The organism is Sulfitobacter delicatus (genome assembly GCF_900102535.1).
Classification (GTDB): Bacteria; Pseudomonadota; Alphaproteobacteria; order Rhodobacterales; family Rhodobacteraceae; genus Sulfitobacter; species Sulfitobacter delicatus.
Window position 1 is genome coordinate 302,346 of record NZ_FNBP01000004.1, and the last position, 17,756, is coordinate 320,101.

The window sequence follows — 17,756 nt, forward strand, 5'->3', positions numbered from 1 at the left end:
AACTCCATCGACGAGACGCACCAACTTCAGCTAAGAAGGAAGAAAAGAACGACAACGAGGGGTCCAACAGGCAAACATGACGTCAAATCCTAAACCTCAAGAAATTACTCGGTCAGCTATTTCCGTCGACAAGCGTTCTGGGCAAGATGTCCTCAAAGGCTTGCGAACCAATGAAGTGTTCGTGGCCATCGTAGGCCCGGCCGGTTCCGGATCTGGGACTGCGGCAAAGATCCTAAAGGCATTTCTTGAGGAGACTGACTTTGAGGTCGAAATTGTAAAGGCTAGCGCTCTAATTCGAGCTGCTGCCGAACGCGCAGGGCGTCCCGTGCCACCAACTGATGCACGTAAATCCATTGAGAATGTCGAAATGATGCAGGATCGCGGTGACGAGCTTCGGAAGGGAAAGCTGTACGCTCGTCCAGAGGATCATTCTGCAATCGCGCGTCTCGCTTTAAAGCAAATCGCCGAACTACGAGCGTCGCTTCAAGGGCAAACTTTCTCGGGTGTCCCAGTAGAGCCCGACGGGAAGCACAGAGCCTACATAATTGATTCACTTCGACACCCTGCTGAAGTCGCTATACTGCGTGAGGTTTACCAAGATGCCTTTACGTTACTTGGTATTGTCTGTGATCCAGTCAAACGAGAAAAGCGAATCCGTGAAAACTTCTTCGACCGATCCCAATGGGGTGAGCCGAAAGTAAGAGAGCAGGTTCGGGAGTTCTTGACACGAGATGAAGATGCACCCGAGAAGCATGGGCAGCATGTTTCTGATACATTTCACGAAGCTGACTTTTTTGTCGACAACTCTATCGACGCTGGCGACGATCTTGCTTTTACAGGCATGAATGATCAGCTTCGCCGCTTCGTAAATCTAATCACGCAGTCCAAGATTGTCCGCCCCACCATATCCGAAACAGCCATGCATCATGCACGCTCCGCCCAGATGAGAAGTGCTTGCTTGTCGCGACAGGTTGGCGCTGCGCTCGTGGATGCCAACGGCAATATTGTTGCAACCGGTACAAATGACGTGCCGCAAGCCGGAGGTGGCTTGTACGGAGAGGGATTCACAATACAGCTCGAAGGGGATCAAAGATGCGCTTTCCGTGACTCAGTGTTCTGTAGCAGCAACCGTGAGCAAAATAAGATCATCGAGGAGCTGCTTGAAGAATTTCCCGAACTGATGGAGGGCAAAGATAAGTTTGAAGTGCTCAAGCGCATTCGCGGGACAAGAATTGGTGGCTTGATTGAATTCAGCCGCGCTGTTCATGCGGAAATGGACGCAATATTGTCCGCGTCAATTTCTGGCACGTCTCCTTGCGGCTGCCGAATGTACGTGACCACTTATCCTTGCCATTACTGCGCACGCCACATCGTGGCTTCAGGAATCGATGAGGTGCAGTTCATCGAGCCGTATCCCAAGAGCAAAGCCACTGAACTACACAGTGACTCGATAACGACCGAATCCAACGATTGGACACCTCCATCGCAGGGAGGCACTCATGTCTTGTTTCGACCTTTTGTTGGTGTTGCGCCCCAGCTTTATCGAAGGGTCTTTTTGAAAGATAGAAGTTACAAGGATAAAATAACGGGCGAATTTGTATTTGGCACCCCGGATTGGGGTCGACCGACGGAAGTCTATAAGGTTTCGTATTCGGCCATGGAGGCTGAGCTAGCCTTGGAGGTCGACCGTGCGTGATCGCAAGCTCCATTTAGTATACAGCTCAACACCGTCAGAGGTGGCCAACACGCAAAGAGACGAGTGGGGGTTTCAAAACGCACGTCAGCTGCAATTGTTCGACAGCTTTGATAAAATTCGCATTGTTCTGGTGCCTATTGCTGAGATTTCTGCTCACTCATTCAGGAAGGCTATCCAGGAGAAGAACCCGTTACTTATAATTGATACGAGGACTTTTCCGGACTTTTTCTCAATATTTTCATCGACCGATGAAGCATTTTCGGATTTTCGAGCAAGAGGAATCGAATACAAGCGTATCCCATTGGAGCCTAGAGGACCTGATGGAGATGGCTGGGCGAATCTAGACACGCTAAGACGCCTCATTGGTGTGTATCTCGAACGCAAGGCGGGCGCGCCAGTGCTACTTCTTACAAGTACGTCAAAGAAATCAGCACAGCTAGCGGCGAAGGTCCCTGGGTACCTATCTCAGGAAGTCGCCGAGACGTACCTTGAAGAATTTCCGACATGAACGAAGCCGACACCTGCAGGAAGTTTGTCGTCCCGAAGTTGCAGGAAGCAGGCTGGGATGATCGCCCGCACGCGATAAACGAGCAGAGAACTTTTACTGACGGCCGAGTTGTATTTGTCGGCGGCAAGGCTCGCCGTGGCAAGCAGAAGCGCTCAGACTATCTTCTCCGATATAATCCGGATTTCCCGATCGCCGTCGTTGAGGCCAAATCCCGCTACCGGCACGCCGCGGAGGGCCTCCAACAAGCCAAGGAATATGCTGAAATCCTTGGACTTCGGTTCGCGTATTCGACCAACGGGATCGAGATTGTTGAGTTCGACTGTAACCGGCCGATTGTTACCGCGGTGGTTTTGCCTTGATGCGAGCGACGAGTTCTTCGTCATCGACAAAATCATCGAGGAATTGGTGCCAGCTGTCTGTGGTGCTTCGGGCATCCCTAAGCATGGCGGTTAGTTCCTCGACGCCGTCATCGGTCAGTGCGGTGATTGTTTCTTCCGGACCAGTATAGACGCTGATGATCGAGCCGTAGGTCAGGTTGTCGTCATTCCAGACAATGGCTTCGAGAAGCTCCGGATCTTCGTCCATCATCTTGGCGACGTAGTCGAGGGTGCAGATGTGGGTGATGGCAGCCATCAGGCGGCCTCGGCGTTTGGGGCGGCGAGTGGCGACCAGTTCCATGGCAGCAATTCGTCGAGGCGATTGATCTTGTGGTCGTGGATGCGGTTGAGGATGTCAGTGAGATACGCTTGGGGATCGAGGCCGTTCAGCTTCGCGGTTTCGATCACCGTCATTGCCCGCGCGAGTGTTTCGGCCCCGGTATCCGCACCGGCGAATAGCCAATTTTTTCTTCCGATTCCAATTGGTCTGAGCGCGCGTTCTGCAGGATTGTTGTCGATGGCCACCCGGCCATCTTCAAGGAACAGGCTGAATGCGGCGCGGCGGCTCAGCCCATAGCGGAAGGCCTTGGCCAGATCGCCCTTGCCGGGGATCAGAGCAAGCTGGTTCTCTGACCATGCGAAGAAGGCGTCGACCTTCGGTTCACTGTATTTCTGGCGGACAGCACGGCGGATGTCAGCAGAACGACCGGAGATCTCTCGCTCGATGTCGTAGAGCGCGCCGATGCGGTCCAGCGCCTCGCGGGCGATGGCAGATTTGGTCTTGCTCCATTCGTCATGGAAGTCGCGGCGCAGATGCGCCCAGCATGCCGCTTCGCGCAGGCGAGGTGTGCCGTCAGGTTCCGGTTCATAGAGCTTGGCATAACCCTTGTAGCCGTCGGCTTGCAGGATGCCGCGGGTATTGACCAGATGGCGCTGGACGTGTTCTTCCTTCCAATCCGGCGCGAAGGTGTAGACCGCGCCAGGGGGAGAAGCGCTTGCCCAAGGCCGCTGATCGCGCACATAGGCCCAGCGTGATCCGATCACCCTTCGCCAAGATGTAGTCGGCGATCTTGTGCCCGAGGGGATGGGGCCCCGCCCACAGCATGTAGTAGATTGGGACACCTCGCGTGTTCCTGACGACACTCGGTGTGGCGGCGTGGCCGAACAAGGTCTTCAGGCGGCCGACGTAGTGGTCAAGAAGCCGCTTGGCTGCATCGTCAACCTTGTGGCGGGTCGTATCCCCGAAGAGGTCGGTGCGCTCTGCGTAGACGAGGCTCTCCCAGTCCGCACCGCCGAAGCAGCCGTTCAGCCCTGCGCGCCAAGTTTCGGGAATGTCACCCGAGCGCGTGATCAATCTGTTGATGGCCATTCCAAGCGGGAAGTTTATGATCACCTCAAACTTCTTGGTTGATCCCAGAGCTGCGACGGTTCGCCAGTCCAGGTGGGGGCCATAAGGATCGAGGAAAGCAACACCCCTCATGTTCCGCCCCGCAATCCGCGGGACCAGCTTCTGGATCAATTCGTTCGCATCGCCAACCTGAACGCTGATCTTTCGAGCCGGGTACTCGGCCCTCAAGCCCTCGAGAAGGGTTGCGCGCCCTGCATCTGCGTCAAAGAAATGATATTGGGTGAAAGGGTGTTCGAGAGCGAGGGCTCGGTGCGGGGAGCCTTCGATGAACTGCTCCTCGGACCGAACGAACTCGTCATCAAGATGACCTGAGCCCCGTATCTTCCTCCAGTTTTGGGTAAAGTCCGCTCCAAAGAGGAGACGGACGATGAAGCGATCAAGGTTCAACGAGGAACAGATCATCGGCATCCTGAAGGAGCAGGAAGCCGGCATGGCGACGGCTGACGTGTGCCGCAAGCACGGCGTGAGCACGGCGACGTTCTACAAGTGGAAGTCCCGGTATGGTGGCCTCGAAGTGTCCGAGGCCCGACGGCTGAAGGCGCTTGAGGATGAGAACGCGAAGCTGAAGAAGCTCCTCGCCGAAGCCATGCTCGACAACGCGATCCTGAAGGATGTCGCGTCAAAAAAATGGTAGCGCCCGGTGTGAAGCGGGAGGCGGTAGCGCGCGTCGTGGAGACCCACGGGGTGAGCCAGCGCCGGGCGTGTCAGGTGCTGTCGATAGATCGGTCGAGCGCGCGCTATCGCAGCGTGCGACCCGACGATGCCGAGGCGAGGGCCGCGATGAAGGCGGTCGCGGCCGAGCGACGGCGCTTCGGATACCGGCGCATCCATATCATGCTCGAGAGGCAGGGGATCGCGATGAACCTCAAGAAGCTCCGGCGGCTCTACCGCGAGGAGAAGCTCCAGGTGCGCCGCAGGGGCGGCCGGAAGCGGGCTCTCGGGACACGAAGGCCAATGCTTGTGCCGGATTCCCCAAACGTCCGCTGGAGCCTCGATTTCGTCAGCGACGCCCTTACCGATGGGCGTCGGTTCCGGGTTCTCGCAGTGGTCGACGATTACAGCCGGGAATGCCTGGCCTTGGTGGCAGACACATCGCTGTCCGGCCTACGGGTCGTTCGAGAGCTGGAGGCGTTGATTGGGCGCCGAGGTCGGCCAGCGATGGTGGTCTCGGACAATGGCACCGAGCTGACATCCATGGCCGTGCTGTCCTGGTCTCAGCGCACCGGGGTCGACTGGCACTATATCGCACCGGGCAAGCCCATGCAGAACGGGTTCGTCGAGAGTTTCAACGGGCGGCTGCGAGACGAACTCCTGAACGAGACGCTGTTCTCGTCGCTCGGCGAGGCCCGGCACGAAATCGCGCTCTGGCAGCACGACTACAATCATCACCGCCCCCATTCCGGCATCGGGAATATCCCGCCAGCGGAGTTCGTGGCGCAGAAGGGACTGGCAATGCACGCCGCGTAGCCCCAAACATAAACCCGCGGACTCTCCTAATGGCTGGAGGAGAGTCGGGGCTCAGGTCAAAGAAGCTGAAGGTCTTCGTCATCAGCACCGGCCCAGGCGTCGCGGATTCTTGACCGTCCCGCGCCGGCGAATGGGTAGTGTCCCCGGAAATGGTGTAGGAACTGGCGTTCACCTGCTTCTTCATAGCTGGTGTCGCTCGTTCACTGGGCGGCGATCATCGTCGCCGCGTCGGGATCGTTGCACATGGCCGTCAGCTTTTCCACCGGCATGTAGCGGCGGGAGACGGCCCACTCATCGTTCTGTTCCAGCATCAGTGCGCCGACGATGCGGATGACGGCTTCGCGGTTCGGGAAGATCCCGACGACGTTGGTGCGCCGCTTGATCTCGTTGTTGACGCGCTCGAGCGGGTTCGTGCTGTGGAGCTTGCTGCGCAGGCTCTCGTCGAAGGCCATGTAGGCGAGGACATCGTGCTCGGCCTCATCCATCAGCTCGGCGACATCGCGGAACCGGTCGCGCAGGTTGTCGGCGACCTCGCGCCAGCGGGCATGGGCCTGATCGCGGTCGGTCTCGGCGAAGACGGTCTTCACCACGGCGCTGACCACCGGCTTGTTGGCCTTGCCCACGCGGGCCAGCAGGTTGCGTTGGAAATGCACGCGACAGCGCTGCCACCCGGCGCCCAGAACCTTGCGTGCGGCCGCTTTCAGGCCCTCATGGGCATCGCTGATGACCAGCTGCACGCCGCGCAGCCCGCGGCGCGTAAGCGACCTCAGAAAGTCAGCCCAGAACGTCTCGGCCTCGGACGGCATGACCGTGATGCCGAGGATCTCGCGCCGCCCATCCGTGTTGACCGCCACGGCCACTATCACCGCCATCGAGACGATCCGCCCGCCCTCGCGCAGCTTCACGTAGGTCGCGTCGAGCCACAGAAACGGCCAGTCGCCCTCCAGTGGCCGGTTCAGGAACGTCTGCACACGTTCATCGATCTCCTCGCAAAGCCGCGAGACCTGGCTCTTGGAGGTGCCCGTCAGCCCCATCGCACGCACCAGGTCGTCGACGGCGCGGGTGGAGACGCCGTGGATGTAGGCTTCCTGGATCACGGCCATCAGCGCCTTCTCGGCCGTCCTGCGCGGCTCCAGGAACGTGGGAAAATAGCTGCCCTTGCGCAGCTTCGGGATGTTCAGGCCGATCGTGCCCGCGCGGGTATCCCACTGGCGCGGCCGGTAGCCGTTACGCTGGTTCTCCCGCTCCGAGCTGCGTTCGCCATGCCCTGCACCGCACACGGCGGCCACCTCGATGTCCATCAGCCGCTGCGCGGCATCCTGGATCAGCTCGCGCAAAAAGTCCGCGTCATCGCTCTTGGCGATCGCCTCGGGAAGATCGATCATGGTCTCGGTCATCGTGCTCTCCTTCGTTGTCGTCGGTCGTTGAACAACCTCAGACTACGAAGAAGCGCGGTGGCCGCCAGCCCGGCCGCGCGCTGCGCTACGCCAAAGGCTCCGCGCGCGGCCTCCTACACCACCAGGTGGGGCACTACCCTTTCGGAGGGCGGGACGGGCGAACTCTGAATATCACAGAGTCTGACAGCGGCACGATCTTGCGGGCTGAACTGCCCGCGCATCTGGATATTCGCGGTGCAAGGTTGTTTTCCCACACTTGAAATGTGTCAGCGGCACGTTGCCCGCCACGCGTTGTTCCGCCGGGAGCAGTTCGTTGCTGTTGCGATCGGGGTGAGGCCTGATCGGGCAGGTCGACGACTCTGGGGAACTGTCCTCATGGAGGTGCGATAGGTGCTCCCGAGCCGTCGCTCCATTATCCTGCGACGAAATCGCTAAGCAGAATGACTACCCATTCGGCAGACGTGAAGCCGCCGAGCAGGCGCGTATGTTGCACTGTGCACGCTCGGCCGCGCTCCGGTGTCGTGCGCTGCACCTCGGCCGCTTGCGGCGCGCGTGCACCCTCCAGGGCTGCGAGCACGGTCCGCCGAAAGATCTCCGCCGGAAGACTGCCGCCGGTGACGCGGTCCATTGGCGAGTTGTCGTCATTTCCCACCCAGACGCCGACGACGAGCCCGCGACCGCGCGCAAGGCCGATGAACCAAGCATCGCGGCTGTCCTGGCTCGTCCCCGTCTTGCCCAGGATATCGACTCCCTCGATGGCGGCGGCACGTCCCGTGCCTTCCTCAACGACCGCGCGCAACAGCGCCAGCATGGGTGCGTGCGCCCGGCTGAGGCTCACCTGCTCGCGCTCATTGACCGCGGTGATACTAAGTGCGTCGCTGCCCTCGCTCAGGCGCAGCGTTTCGATGCCGGTGGCCCGGACCGGAACCCGCCCACGGAGCAACCCGGCAAACGCTTCCGTCATGTCGAGCAAAGAGACCTCGGCGGTGCCGAGTGCCAAAGCGGGTGTCGGCAGGAGCTCGGCCTCGATGCCGAACAGCCGCGCCGCTTCGATGACCTTCCCGATGCCCACCTCCTGAGCCAGGCGAACAGTCGCAAGGTTGTAGGAATGGGCGAAAGCCTGGCGCAAGGTGACGGTGCCATGGCTTCTTCGGTCGAAGTTCTCGGGCGTCCAGTCGCCGATGGCGATCGCGCCGTCCGAGATCCGGGTATCCGGTTGAGCACCCATGGCCAACGCCGCCATGTAGACGAACAGCTTGAAGGTGGAGCCTGGCTGACGCTTCGCGTCGGCTGCGCGGTTGAACTGGCTGGTCTTGTAGTCGAGCCCCCCGACCATGGCGCGCACCCGCCCGTCCGGGGTCATGACCACAAGGGCTGCCTGTGTGGCCCCCGCCGCGGCGCCGTGTTCAGCCATGACCTCACGAACGATCCGCTCCGCGCTGGCCTGGAGCTTGGGGTTGAGGCTCGCGGTGGCGGACAGGCCTCCGCCGGACTGTCCCTTGAGCGTCTCCAGTTCCTTGAGCACCCAGTCCGCGAAATAGCTGCCCGCACGGCTAGGCAGCGGCTTGGGGTCAATTCCCGCCGGACCCTTCCGCGCCTGGTCAAGCGTGGCCCGGTCGATACGCCCCTGTTCCGCCATGAGTCTCAGGACCAGGGTTGCCCGCTCTCGTGCCGCGTCGAGGTTAGAAAGCGGGTTGACCTGCGAGGGCAACTGGATGGAGGCGGCGAGCAGGGCCGCCTCGGGCAGGTTCAACTCGCCGACGTCCTTGTCGAAATAGGTGTGAGCCGCTGCCGGCATCCCATGAGCACCGGCACCGAGATAGATCGCGTTCAGGTAAAGCTCGAGGATGCGCTCCTTGCCCAGCTGCCGCTCAAGCATCGCTGCCAGCACGGCCTCCTGAAACTTGCGGGCAAAGGTGCGCTCCGGCTTGAGGTAAAGGATCTTCACCAGCTGCTGGGAAATCGTGCTGCCGCCCTGCACGATGCCGCCTGCCTGGGTGTTGCGCACCAAGGCGCGCGCGGCGGCGCGCAGATCCACGCCGGTGTGCTCGAGGAAACGCCTGTCCTCGATGGCGACCACGGCCTCGCCGAGATGGGGCGGCATCTCGGCCAGAGCAACATAGGGGGCGCGATAGGCGCCTCGCGAACTCAGGGTCTCTCCGTTCGCAAGCTGCACGGCAATCGTCGGCTCGGGCAGGGGCGGCAGGATATCGGCCAAGGGCAGATCCCGCATTGTCACCCACATCGCGAGAGCTGCAGCCGCCCCTCCTGCCAGGAGGAGAACGAGCGACCAGAGGGTGAGCCGCCAACCAAGACGGATCACTCGCACGCCATTCGCCCCCGCGGTCCGAAGGCGGGCCCATCTGGCGTGGAGCGGTGAGGCGGAGAGCGCAGCCCTTCTATTGGCCGGGAACATCGATGTGGCGGCGGAGACCGCGCGATGAGCCATGCTGCGCACGTGCTTTGTGACACGCGATCCCCTGCCTGCAAGATGCGTTCTTGCCTGCTGGGCAACCCACATCCAGGTGCGTCTTGCCTTCACCTCACCTTCGCGTCGGACAGCCAGCCCGAGGGCCCGCAGAGCATCGCGCACCGAGCCTTCTGACCGTTCATCGTTCGGGTCGGGTTGCGGCAACGCTTCACTTCGGGTCGCCCCCGGAATATCTGACGTGGTCCCAGGACCGACCTCCGGAAGCCGTGACCTCGCAGGCTGCGGAGCACCTGAGGCGCGCGTCTCGAATTCTGGGGGACGTTCGGACAGGTTGCAGGCCTTGGAATGCAGATCGACGGTTGATGGATCGCCCTTATACTTCGGGCAAGCTCCCGAAAATCTGTATGACGAGGCGGTAAGCGCATGTCACGGACAAGAAGGGAAGGATGCGTTCTACGCGTAGAAAATCAGTGTTCGAGATTCTGGGCGCAGGCGCATTACTCTTGGCGCACGCGCAATGCGGCTGCAGCAGGCATCGGCTGAACAATGACCAGCCGTCATCGGCAGCCCTGCAGCGGGCGGCGTCGGTTTCATCGTGTGGCCACAAGCGCCGCTGTGCCTTTGCCGTGAGATGGTGCGTGAGACGAGGTGGAGGAAAGTGCCGCCCCGAGATGCCGGGCACGGAAGGCACCCCCTTCAACCTGCCCCGAAACCCCTAGGACTTCACATCATCAGATCCCTACTTGGCGCACGGCAGCAGTGCCCTTCATGACCAGAATCCTCCCCCACCTCGCTATGACTGATCTCCATGGCGTCCGTGGGTCCCTGAAGACCTAGCCATTCCTATCAGGGGGATTACCGGTCGTTTCGTGCATCAGACTGCACGTTCCAGCCCTATTCCGGTCCCCGCCGGCTGTGCACCCGCTGATGGCAGACGAGTCTGGCCTGCCCCCTGAAAAGTGGTCCTCCCTGAAGTAGGCTTTCGAGCCAGATGGAGGACGAAGGAATGCCCCAGAAGAAGCACAAGCCCGAAGAGATCGTTGCGAAGCTGCGTCAGGTCGACGTGTTGGTGTCGCAAGGCCAGCCAGTGGCTGAGGCGGTGCGCACGATCGGCGTAACCCAGTTCACCTACTATCGGTGGCGCAAGGAGTATGGTGGCCTGAAGACGAACCAGGTGAAGCGGCTTAAGGAGCTGGAGAAGGAGAACGAACGGCTTCGGAAGGCCGTGTCGGACCTCACGCTGGAGAAGCTGATCCTGAAGGAGGCTGCCTCGGGAAATGTATGGTCTGCCCCGGGCGTGCAAGTGTGATTGTTGGTCTGCGCTGAACTCTTGCGTCAATGTATCCGGCCTCTCTGCGGAGCGCCTGGCTCCGGGCCTTGATGGGTATCCGCATGCCGATTGAGGCTTTCTACTAGCTCGGCTTCGAAGAGCCTGTTTCCCTCGCCAGCCTTCAATCGATGCGGATCGTTGCAGCGCCATCCCTCAGATCACCACGCACGCCGTTCGTGTGGGAGTGCCTGCGCCCGTTCAGCTGGCAGCAGACAGTCCTTCGTACTCTCGTCCTCCGGCGAGGACGGACCAGGCAATCCGGGCAAGCTTGTTGGCCAGCGCGACGGTCGCACGATCCGGTGACGCGACCGATCTCCGTTCAGCCGGAAGCTCCGCGCGCCGTGGATGAACAGACGCCGGAGGTAGGTGTTCCCGCGCTTCGTGATGCCACCGAGCCGGGTCTTGCCTCCCGTCGACATCTGTCGTGGCACGAGGCCCAGCCAAGCGGCAAAATCCCTGCCACGGCCGAACGCCGAACCATCGGCCACCGCGGCGATCATGGCGGTCGCAACGAGTGGGCCGATGCCCGGAACGGTCATTAGCCGTCGGCAGGCGGCATCCTCTCGGGCGAGACGTTCGAGTTCGCGCGTCAGCGTCTTCACGGCACAATCGGTCGCGAGCCATTCCTCCCAAAGACCGCTGATCAGACTGTGCATGGCCGGGGACAAAGGCCCATCTTCCAAGAGCAGGGTCGGCACGAAGCCGCGGAACCCGCCCCGGCCCTTCCGCATCGTGATCCCGTGTTCGACGAGAAGGCCACGGATCTGGTTGCTAACGGCGGTCCGCCGCGACACCAGCCGATCACGCACCCTGTGCATTGCTTGGAGTTCCAGCTGTTCCCGGGTCTTGATCGGGACAGTTCTCAGCCTCGGGCGCTGAACGGCTTCGGCGATCGCCTCGGCATCGAGGAAATCGTTCTTCTGCGTGCCGAGATACGGTTTGACGAACTGGGCCGGCATCAGGCGAGCATCGTGACCCAACTCGACCAGCGTGCGGGCGATGTAGTGCGCCGAGGCGCAGGCCTCCATGCCGACGAGCACCGGCTGGAGCTTCTTGAAGAATGCGAAGAGCTGCGGTCGTGTGCACTTGCGCCGCTTCACGATCTCGCCGGCCTCGTCCATGCAGACGAGATGGAAGACGTTCTTGCCGAGGTCGATCCCGACTGTCCGAATGTCATTCATGGTAGTCCTCCCTAGATTGCTCCTCCAGCTTGCCTCAGCTTCTCCCGTGGCAGGAGGGGCGGACCATCCCACTACTTCTGAGCCCCGCCCGCCGTCGCCGTTGTGTCGATCACGTCATGCAGAAGTTCCACATCTCGGAGCGCCTTGCCTGCCGTGTGCTCGGTCAGCATCGATCGACCCAGCGGAAGGTGCCGCGCGGGCGCCCCGACGAAGAGGCGCTCACCGCGGACATCATTGCGCTCGCATCCCAGTATGGCCGCTACGGCTACCGGCGCATCACGTCCATGCTGCGCGAGGCGGGCTGGGCCGTGAACGTCAAGCGGGTCGAGCGGATATGGCGACGGGAGGGGCTGAAGGTCCCGCAGAAGCAACCGAAGAAGAGCCGGCTCTGGCTCAATGATGGGTCGTGCATCCGCCTGCGGCCCGAGCGTCCGAACCACGTCTGGTCATACGACTTCGTCGAGGCCCGGACCCACGATGGAAGGAAGTTCCGCATGCTGAACCTCATCGACGAGTTCACCCGTGAATGCCTGGCGATCCGGATCGACAGGCGGTTGAGATCGACCGACGTGATCGACGTCCTGTCTGATCTGTTCATCCTGCGCGGCGTGCCCGATCACATCAGGTCTGACAACGGCCCAGAGTTCGTGGCCACGTCGGTTCGGGAATGGATCGCGGCAGTCGGTGCCCGAACAGCCTACATCGAACCGGGCAGTCCATTGGAGAATGGCTACTGCGAGAGCTTCAACGCGAAGCTGAGGGACGAGCTGCTCAACGGCGAGATCTTCTACAGCCTAGCCGAGGCGAGGATCGTCATCGAGAGCTGGCGCCACCACTACAATACGAAACGCCCGCACTCATCACTGGGCTATCGCCCGCCAGCGCCGGAGGTGGTGCAGTGGCCGGCTCCGCCATCCGGAGCCGCTTCGCCGGCCACGCAGACCGTAGCGCCAAGACCCGCCATGCACTAAGACTGAAACCGGACCACCCGATGGGGGCAGGCCATGGCTACGCAAGGAACGCAAGCGGATTGAAGGCATCTACACCTTTCAGATTGATAATTTTGGCCGTGTGATCCTGCGTGAAGATCGCAAGGACTTTGATGCGGCAGTCCAGGCCTTCCTGACGGTCGTCGGGCGATATCATGACAAAGTCCGCGCTGCGCTGGACTCTCATCGTACCGCTTTTCAACAGAGTTTCGTTGCTGAGTTCCTTCCAAGATGGACGGAGGCTCCGCCCGAATACATGACGCGGTGGGGGAACCAGCCTGACGAAGACAGCCTAAAACTGGAACTAGCGAACCGGGCCAATGAGGTGTTCGAGACGATGCTCGCGTTTGAGCCACCCTCTGTCCGTCTTGTTGAGAAGAACGTCTCCCCGTCGAACGTCGAGGACCCTCGATTTCTCAGTCGGTTGCGCTCCATCATGGAGCGTCGCCGCGTACCAAAAGCTATCATTGACTCGCTGTTCTCGTCAGGAGAAGCCGCGCCCGAGCAGGGAGAACTGCTGCCAAATCGGTGAGAACAACCCCGAAGTGAAGTTCGATCTCTGTTCCTTCCGGGGATGCGCCCCTGAAATCGAAGTGTTCAGCGGGGCACCTGATAAACCGCAGTTTTATCAGGTGCTTGTCAAAACTTCACTGAATTGGCGCAGGCAACAGGTCCGGAGAATATCGACCCCGAGAGACCACTTCCGGGCCGCTTGGCGCCGCCGCCGGTTAACAGCCCCTCCCGCATAACCCTCCAAAACAACGGAAAAATCCGGCCGCCGCCGGATCGGGAGAACGCTTTCGCGAGGGCAAGTGGCGGAGGGAGCGGGACCGGGGTCGAACGTTCTCTGGCCCATAAGTCATTGGTATAATTGTCTTGTCTCAGGGTTCCAGAGGTGGTTCCGGAAATCTGAACAGCCGGGATAGGTGGATTTTCCGCGCAAGGGCAGCATGATGCTGCGAGCGAGGAGAAGACCATGGCAAGACGACCGCGCCGGAACCACAGCCCGGCATTCAAGGCGAAAGTCGCGGTGGCCGCGATCAAGGGCGAGAAGACCCTGATCGAACTGGCGCAGGATTTCGACGTCCATCCGAACCAGATCAAGCAATGGCGCGACCTGCTGCTTGAGGGCGCGACTGGGGTGTTCGGTGATGGTTCGAAGGCTGAACCGGAACCGGTGATTGATGTGAAGACCCTGCATGCGAAGATCGGGGAGCTGACGCTGGAGAACGATTTTTTGTCCGGCGCGCTCGGCAAGGCGGGTCTGCTGCCGAGCGCAAAAAGATGATCGACCGCACAGCGAAGCTAAGTGTCGGCCGTCAGGCCAAGGTTCTGGGGATCAGCCGGGGCAGCGTCTACTACAAGCCGCGCCCGGTGCCGGACACCGATCTGAAGCTGATGCACCGGATCGACAAGCTGCACATGGAGTACCCCTTCGCGGGCAGCCGGATGCTGCGGGGCCTGCTGGTTCAGGAAGGCTTCAAGGTCGGGCGGTTGCACGTCGCCACGCTGATGAAGCGCATGGGCATCGAGGCGCTGTATCGAAAGCCGAACACCTCAAAACCGGCACCGGGGCACAAGATCTACCCCTATCTGCTGCGGCAGCTGCCCATCACGCGGCCCAACCAGGTCTGGGCGATCACTGCCCGATAGGTGATTGCGAGCAATCACCGTAAGGGGACATCACCTACATCCCCATGGCGCGGGGCTTCATCTATCTCGCCGCGGTCGTGGACTGGTTCACCCGCCGGGTCCTGGCATGGCGGGTATCGATCACGCTGGAGGCCGACTTTTGCATAGAAGCTTTGGAAGAGGCGCTGGCGCTACACGGCGCGCCCGAAATCTTCAATACGGATCAAGGCAGCCAGTTCACATCGACCGACTTCATCAAGGTGCTGGCCGCCCGTGAGATCAGGATCAGCATGGATGGCAAAGGGGCGTGGCGCGACAACGTCTTCGTGGAGCGCCTCTGGAGAACCATCAAATACGAAGAGGTCTACCTGCGGGCCTACGCCAGCGTCTCGGAAGCCCGCGCCGGGATCGGCCGCTATCTCGGCTTCTACAACAGCCGCCGCCCACATTCATCGCTTGACGGCAAAACACCCGATCAGGCCTACTTCAACCAGCCGATGCCGGAAGCGGCGGCGGCATAACCGAGGCGGAAATCCACTTAGAAAACGCCCGGGACCTGTTCAGATCAACCGAGCCACCTCTTCCAACGGTCATTCGGCTCAGTTGCCGCTGGCAGCGAAACGGAGTTCGAACCGCTCCAAAAGAGCGTGACAGCCTATTTCGAAACAGGACGCAACAATCCGCCGCCGCGACATCCACCATAAACACTTTGATATCGAGATCGACGCCAATGAGGACGACCTATCCCATCGATGACCTCTCCCTAAGCGTGTGCGTTGACACGTCATGCTTGGCAAATTGGGATGCCGTCAGGGGAGACCGACATCCCCCCGATCTCCGCAGAATGACGCCAAACACCGCGTCTCGCGCTTCAACGGATGATGAACGCCAACTTGGCAGACCATCACCGCTCTTTTGGTAAGAACGAAAAATCTGGAAAGATTTCCGTCGGCCAATCAGGATCAAAGGTCAAAGATTCTTCAAAGCGTGATCCAACAGGATCCACGATCAAAGCAAAGTTATGCGCAGTGCTTTCGATGAATTTCTCGAAATCGTTTCTAAGGGCCTGAACTTCATCACTCAAACTTTCACTTCTTTCTGTCAGGGGCTTCAAATCGCCGATTCTCAAATTAACGGCCCGAATAAGGTCTGCCAGTTCCTCGTTTTTTTGCATTTCGCAAATGAGGAGTTGACCATTGATTTCCCTGACAAACACTGAGGGGACGGCAATGGAAGGTGAAAAACTCTTTTTCATCCCTTTTCTGAAACAGGCTCTATGCACAGTGTATTCAAAATTGAATTCCGAAGTCTCTATGGTGAGGTCAAGATGTTCCAAAACCCTCCTTAAAGTTCGCACGAGATCTTTGCGGCTTTCTGTGGCCGTCGATTTTTCGGCAATCAATTCAATATTGCCCCATGCAATCTTTCTGAGCATTGCATCGCTCCATTTCCAATGGTGGTCATTCTCTGATAGATATGCAGCAGTTCCCACGGTCACATCCAAAAGCAAACAGCTGGCGGCATTTTTCACCCCTTCTCATGTTTTTTCCGGTTGTGTCAGTCTCTTGCGGTGCAGTGCCAGCGTGGCTCGGCCTCACAGCCGACGTCACATCTATTGCAGCGTGCTTCATGGTTGTTCGGTGGCCGATCTGACCAATCGGCATTAAGCAAGCGAACAACGTTCCCGTTGGCGCCATCGCAGAATATGCCCTGCGCGTTGCCGGGCGCCCTTGCCTCTCCCTGTGTTTCCTTCAGAATCGAGGCGTCTCCTTTCGCATCGATCCATGTCTTTTGATTTGTATCAACTTTCAAAACTGCAAAAGCACTGCCTCCCGCAGTTCTAAGCTCGTATGTAACGATCGCCACTGTTGTGCTCCCTCGTTTGAATTCTGTTGCTACAAGATCAGCCAAAGCTTGTTTCATTACATGATTTGTGAAAGCGGCCTCCCTCAGGCAACCACTGCGAAACTAGGCATCGACGACCTTGACAGTTATGTTCATGCCATCGCTTGGTGTGATTTCATTCCACATCACCATCATTCTCTCCCGATCCAATACTATACAGCCATCAGACCAACTTGAATCTTTGCCTTCATGAATGAAGATGGAGTGATTGTCCGTTCCAGGAACCACAGCATCGGGCAGGTATATTCCTGGGCGCAAGTCACCCGTGACCGAGTCTTTCTTCGACTTCATTCGGGTCTTCGAGCATTTGACGTATGTTCCAGACGCAATCTTGACGTCCGGGTCCCAGTAGCAAGTCTCGTTTAAAGAGATTGAGCCAGAAGAAAATTCAAGCTTCCCAGAGTCCTTCCCAGTCCGAGTTATTGACACCGTGTACGCGCTTCGTACATCAAGTCCACTAACCTTTTCTGACTTTTCGATAGATTGAAATCTTGAACCCAGAGTGCCGATTCCACCCCGAAGAAGCTCTGCGACTTCATGGAACAAGACCGACCCACCAGCCATCAAACCAGCTGACACAACGATATCCGTTCCAAACCAGATCCAAGACGTAATCCAGTGATCTGAAGCAGGCTCCCCCAAAGTCGCCATCAAACGAACTCCCGCCACAGCCACGAGTATGCTCAAAGCGATTGCTGCGATGTTCGCAGAGCGGGTCGCGTCCTTTCCAGATTTCTTATATGCGGGTGCAAACCGATCATCACCGTTGAGTTGACTGGCATTGAGATACACTTCGACAGATCGCTCAATCAGAACCGAGAATACGAACATGTACTGAAACCGCGACCAGAAGGATTCTTCCCATCCTTCGGCGGGCACGATCTCTGCGCCCACCCAGCTGCCCAGCCACCCCAATCCCAGGCAGCCGGCAACGACTGCCAGTCCTTGTCCAATCTTGTCCCAATGCATAGCGTTCCCCTCTGTATACAGATCTAAGCGTCTGCCACTAAATGTTGATCATCAACTTATCTTTGGTGTGCCGCACCCATTCGTTGCGCATCAAACCCGCTACCCGCCCGCCCTGCTGGTGGCAGAAATAAAGCATCATCTGATGCTGGATGCGAGCAATTTTCTTGCCGTTTGATCCTTCCCAGTTAGCCTTGGAGAGGTGCGTGCAAGGGGACTATCGTCTGGGCAAGACATCCATTCAAGAACATCGCAGCAATCAATAACGCGAAGAAATTTTTGGGAAAGAAGGGACGTTAGGCTCCAGAATCATTGATGGTCAAAGCCAGAAGATCACGGTGGCGGCGAAGGCGATCGCGGAGAGGAAGACCTACGGGCAAGCGGTATCAGCAAACCGTGTTTGTTCGCACTTTGCTCTTCACGAGTAAACGGATAGGGTCGAAGGCCCCTCAGCCTGCTGGAGACCTGC

The 17,756-nt window shown here is 59.3% G+C and carries 9 protein-coding genes and 8 pseudogenes; 9 read left to right on the top strand and 8 right to left on the bottom strand.

Annotated features, from left to right (window positions below; translation table 11 throughout):
• Positions 1–76 precede the first annotated feature (76 nt).
• The 3 genes and pseudogenes from BLS57_RS10060 to BLS57_RS10070 all read left to right on the top strand — a co-directional run.
• Positions 77–1,696: an anti-phage dCTP deaminase gene (locus tag BLS57_RS10060; protein WP_093741806.1), complete on the top strand. Its 1,620-nt coding sequence runs from the start codon at positions 77–79 to the stop codon at positions 1,694–1,696.
• A complete protein-coding gene (locus tag BLS57_RS10065; RefSeq protein ID WP_139186622.1) occupies positions 1,689–2,204 on the top strand; it encodes a hypothetical protein in 516 nt (171 codons plus the stop codon). Before BLS57_RS10060 ends, BLS57_RS10065 begins: the two co-directional genes overlap by 8 nt.
• Positions 2,201–2,524: pseudogene (locus BLS57_RS10070) on the top strand (type I restriction endonuclease); the annotation flags it as partial. The gene BLS57_RS10065 and the pseudogene BLS57_RS10070, both read left to right, overlap by 4 nt.
• 16 nt (positions 2,525–2,540) lie before the next feature.
• On the opposite strand, the gene BLS57_RS10075 reads toward BLS57_RS10070, so the two are convergent.
• The 3 genes and pseudogenes from BLS57_RS10075 to tcmP all read right to left on the bottom strand — a co-directional run.
• The gene (locus BLS57_RS10075) at positions 2,541–2,837 is read right to left on the bottom strand and encodes a hypothetical protein (protein ID WP_093741938.1); all 297 of its coding nucleotides are present in this window, start codon (positions 2,835–2,837) and stop codon (positions 2,541–2,543) included.
• Positions 2,837–3,619 (bottom strand): annotated as a pseudogene (gene tnpC / locus BLS57_RS10080) (IS66 family transposase); the annotation flags it as partial. The pseudogene tnpC and the gene BLS57_RS10075, both read right to left, overlap by 1 nt.
• Before the next feature lie 64 nt (positions 3,620–3,683).
• Positions 3,684–4,421: pseudogene (gene tcmP / locus BLS57_RS20120) on the bottom strand (three-Cys-motif partner protein TcmP); the annotation flags it as partial.
• Here tcmP and BLS57_RS10090 point away from each other — a divergent pair.
• Positions 4,357–5,456, top strand: a protein-coding gene (locus tag BLS57_RS10090; protein WP_093741810.1) for an IS3 family transposase whose coding sequence is annotated in 2 segments (ribosomal slippage) — positions 4,357–4,609 and positions 4,609–5,456 — 1,101 coding nt in all. Because the reading frame shifts where the segments join, the coding sequence is not laid out codon by codon here. The pseudogene tcmP and the gene BLS57_RS10090 overlap by 65 nt on opposite strands.
• A 200-nt stretch (positions 5,457–5,656) precedes the next feature.
• Here BLS57_RS10090 and BLS57_RS10095 read toward each other — a convergent pair.
• Both BLS57_RS10095 and BLS57_RS10105 read right to left on the bottom strand, forming a co-directional pair.
• Positions 5,657–6,853 (bottom strand): IS256 family transposase, encoded by a 1,197-nt coding sequence (locus BLS57_RS10095; protein ID WP_093741812.1) that lies wholly within the window; start codon positions 6,851–6,853, stop codon positions 5,657–5,659.
• A gap of 412 nt (positions 6,854–7,265) precedes the next feature.
• A complete protein-coding gene (locus BLS57_RS10105; RefSeq protein ID WP_167356403.1) occupies positions 7,266–9,071 on the bottom strand; it encodes a transglycosylase domain-containing protein in 1,806 nt (601 codons plus the stop codon).
• 1,072 nt (positions 9,072–10,143) lie between these two features.
• Between BLS57_RS10105 and BLS57_RS20125 the strand changes: the two are divergent.
• Both BLS57_RS20125 and BLS57_RS10115 read left to right on the top strand, forming a co-directional pair.
• Positions 10,144–10,212, top strand: a pseudogene (locus BLS57_RS20125) (BA14K family protein); the annotation flags it as partial.
• A 78-nt stretch (positions 10,213–10,290) separates the two neighbouring features.
• Positions 10,291–10,572 (top strand): annotated as a pseudogene (locus BLS57_RS10115) (transposase); the annotation flags it as partial.
• Positions 10,573–10,812: 240 nt separating this feature from the next.
• On the opposite strand, the pseudogene BLS57_RS10120 reads toward BLS57_RS10115, so the two are convergent.
• Positions 10,813–11,795, bottom strand: a pseudogene (locus tag BLS57_RS10120) (IS110 family RNA-guided transposase).
• A 74-nt stretch (positions 11,796–11,869) separates the two neighbouring features.
• On the opposite strand from BLS57_RS10120, the pseudogene BLS57_RS10125 reads away from it, so the two are divergent.
• The 3 genes and pseudogenes from BLS57_RS10125 to BLS57_RS10135 form a co-directional block, all read left to right on the top strand.
• A pseudogene (locus BLS57_RS10125) lies at positions 11,870–12,766 on the top strand (IS3 family transposase); the annotation flags it as partial.
• Between the two features lie 100 nt (positions 12,767–12,866).
• Complete coding sequence (locus tag BLS57_RS19600; RefSeq protein ID WP_139186626.1) at positions 12,867–13,316, top strand: hypothetical protein; 450 nt, start codon at positions 12,867–12,869, stop codon at positions 13,314–13,316.
• A gap of 444 nt (positions 13,317–13,760) precedes the next feature.
• Positions 13,761–14,937, top strand: a pseudogene (locus BLS57_RS10135) (IS3 family transposase).
• A 383-nt stretch (positions 14,938–15,320) separates the two neighbouring features.
• On the opposite strand, the gene BLS57_RS10140 reads toward BLS57_RS10135, so the two are convergent.
• Both BLS57_RS10140 and BLS57_RS10145 read right to left on the bottom strand, forming a co-directional pair.
• Positions 15,321–15,947: a hypothetical protein gene (locus BLS57_RS10140; protein ID WP_093741820.1), complete on the bottom strand. Its 627-nt coding sequence runs from the start codon at positions 15,945–15,947 to the stop codon at positions 15,321–15,323.
• A 437-nt stretch (positions 15,948–16,384) separates the two neighbouring features.
• Complete coding sequence (locus tag BLS57_RS10145; protein ID WP_093741822.1) at positions 16,385–17,290, bottom strand: hypothetical protein; 906 nt, start codon at positions 17,288–17,290, stop codon at positions 16,385–16,387.
• Positions 17,291–17,756: the final 466 nt, after the last annotated feature.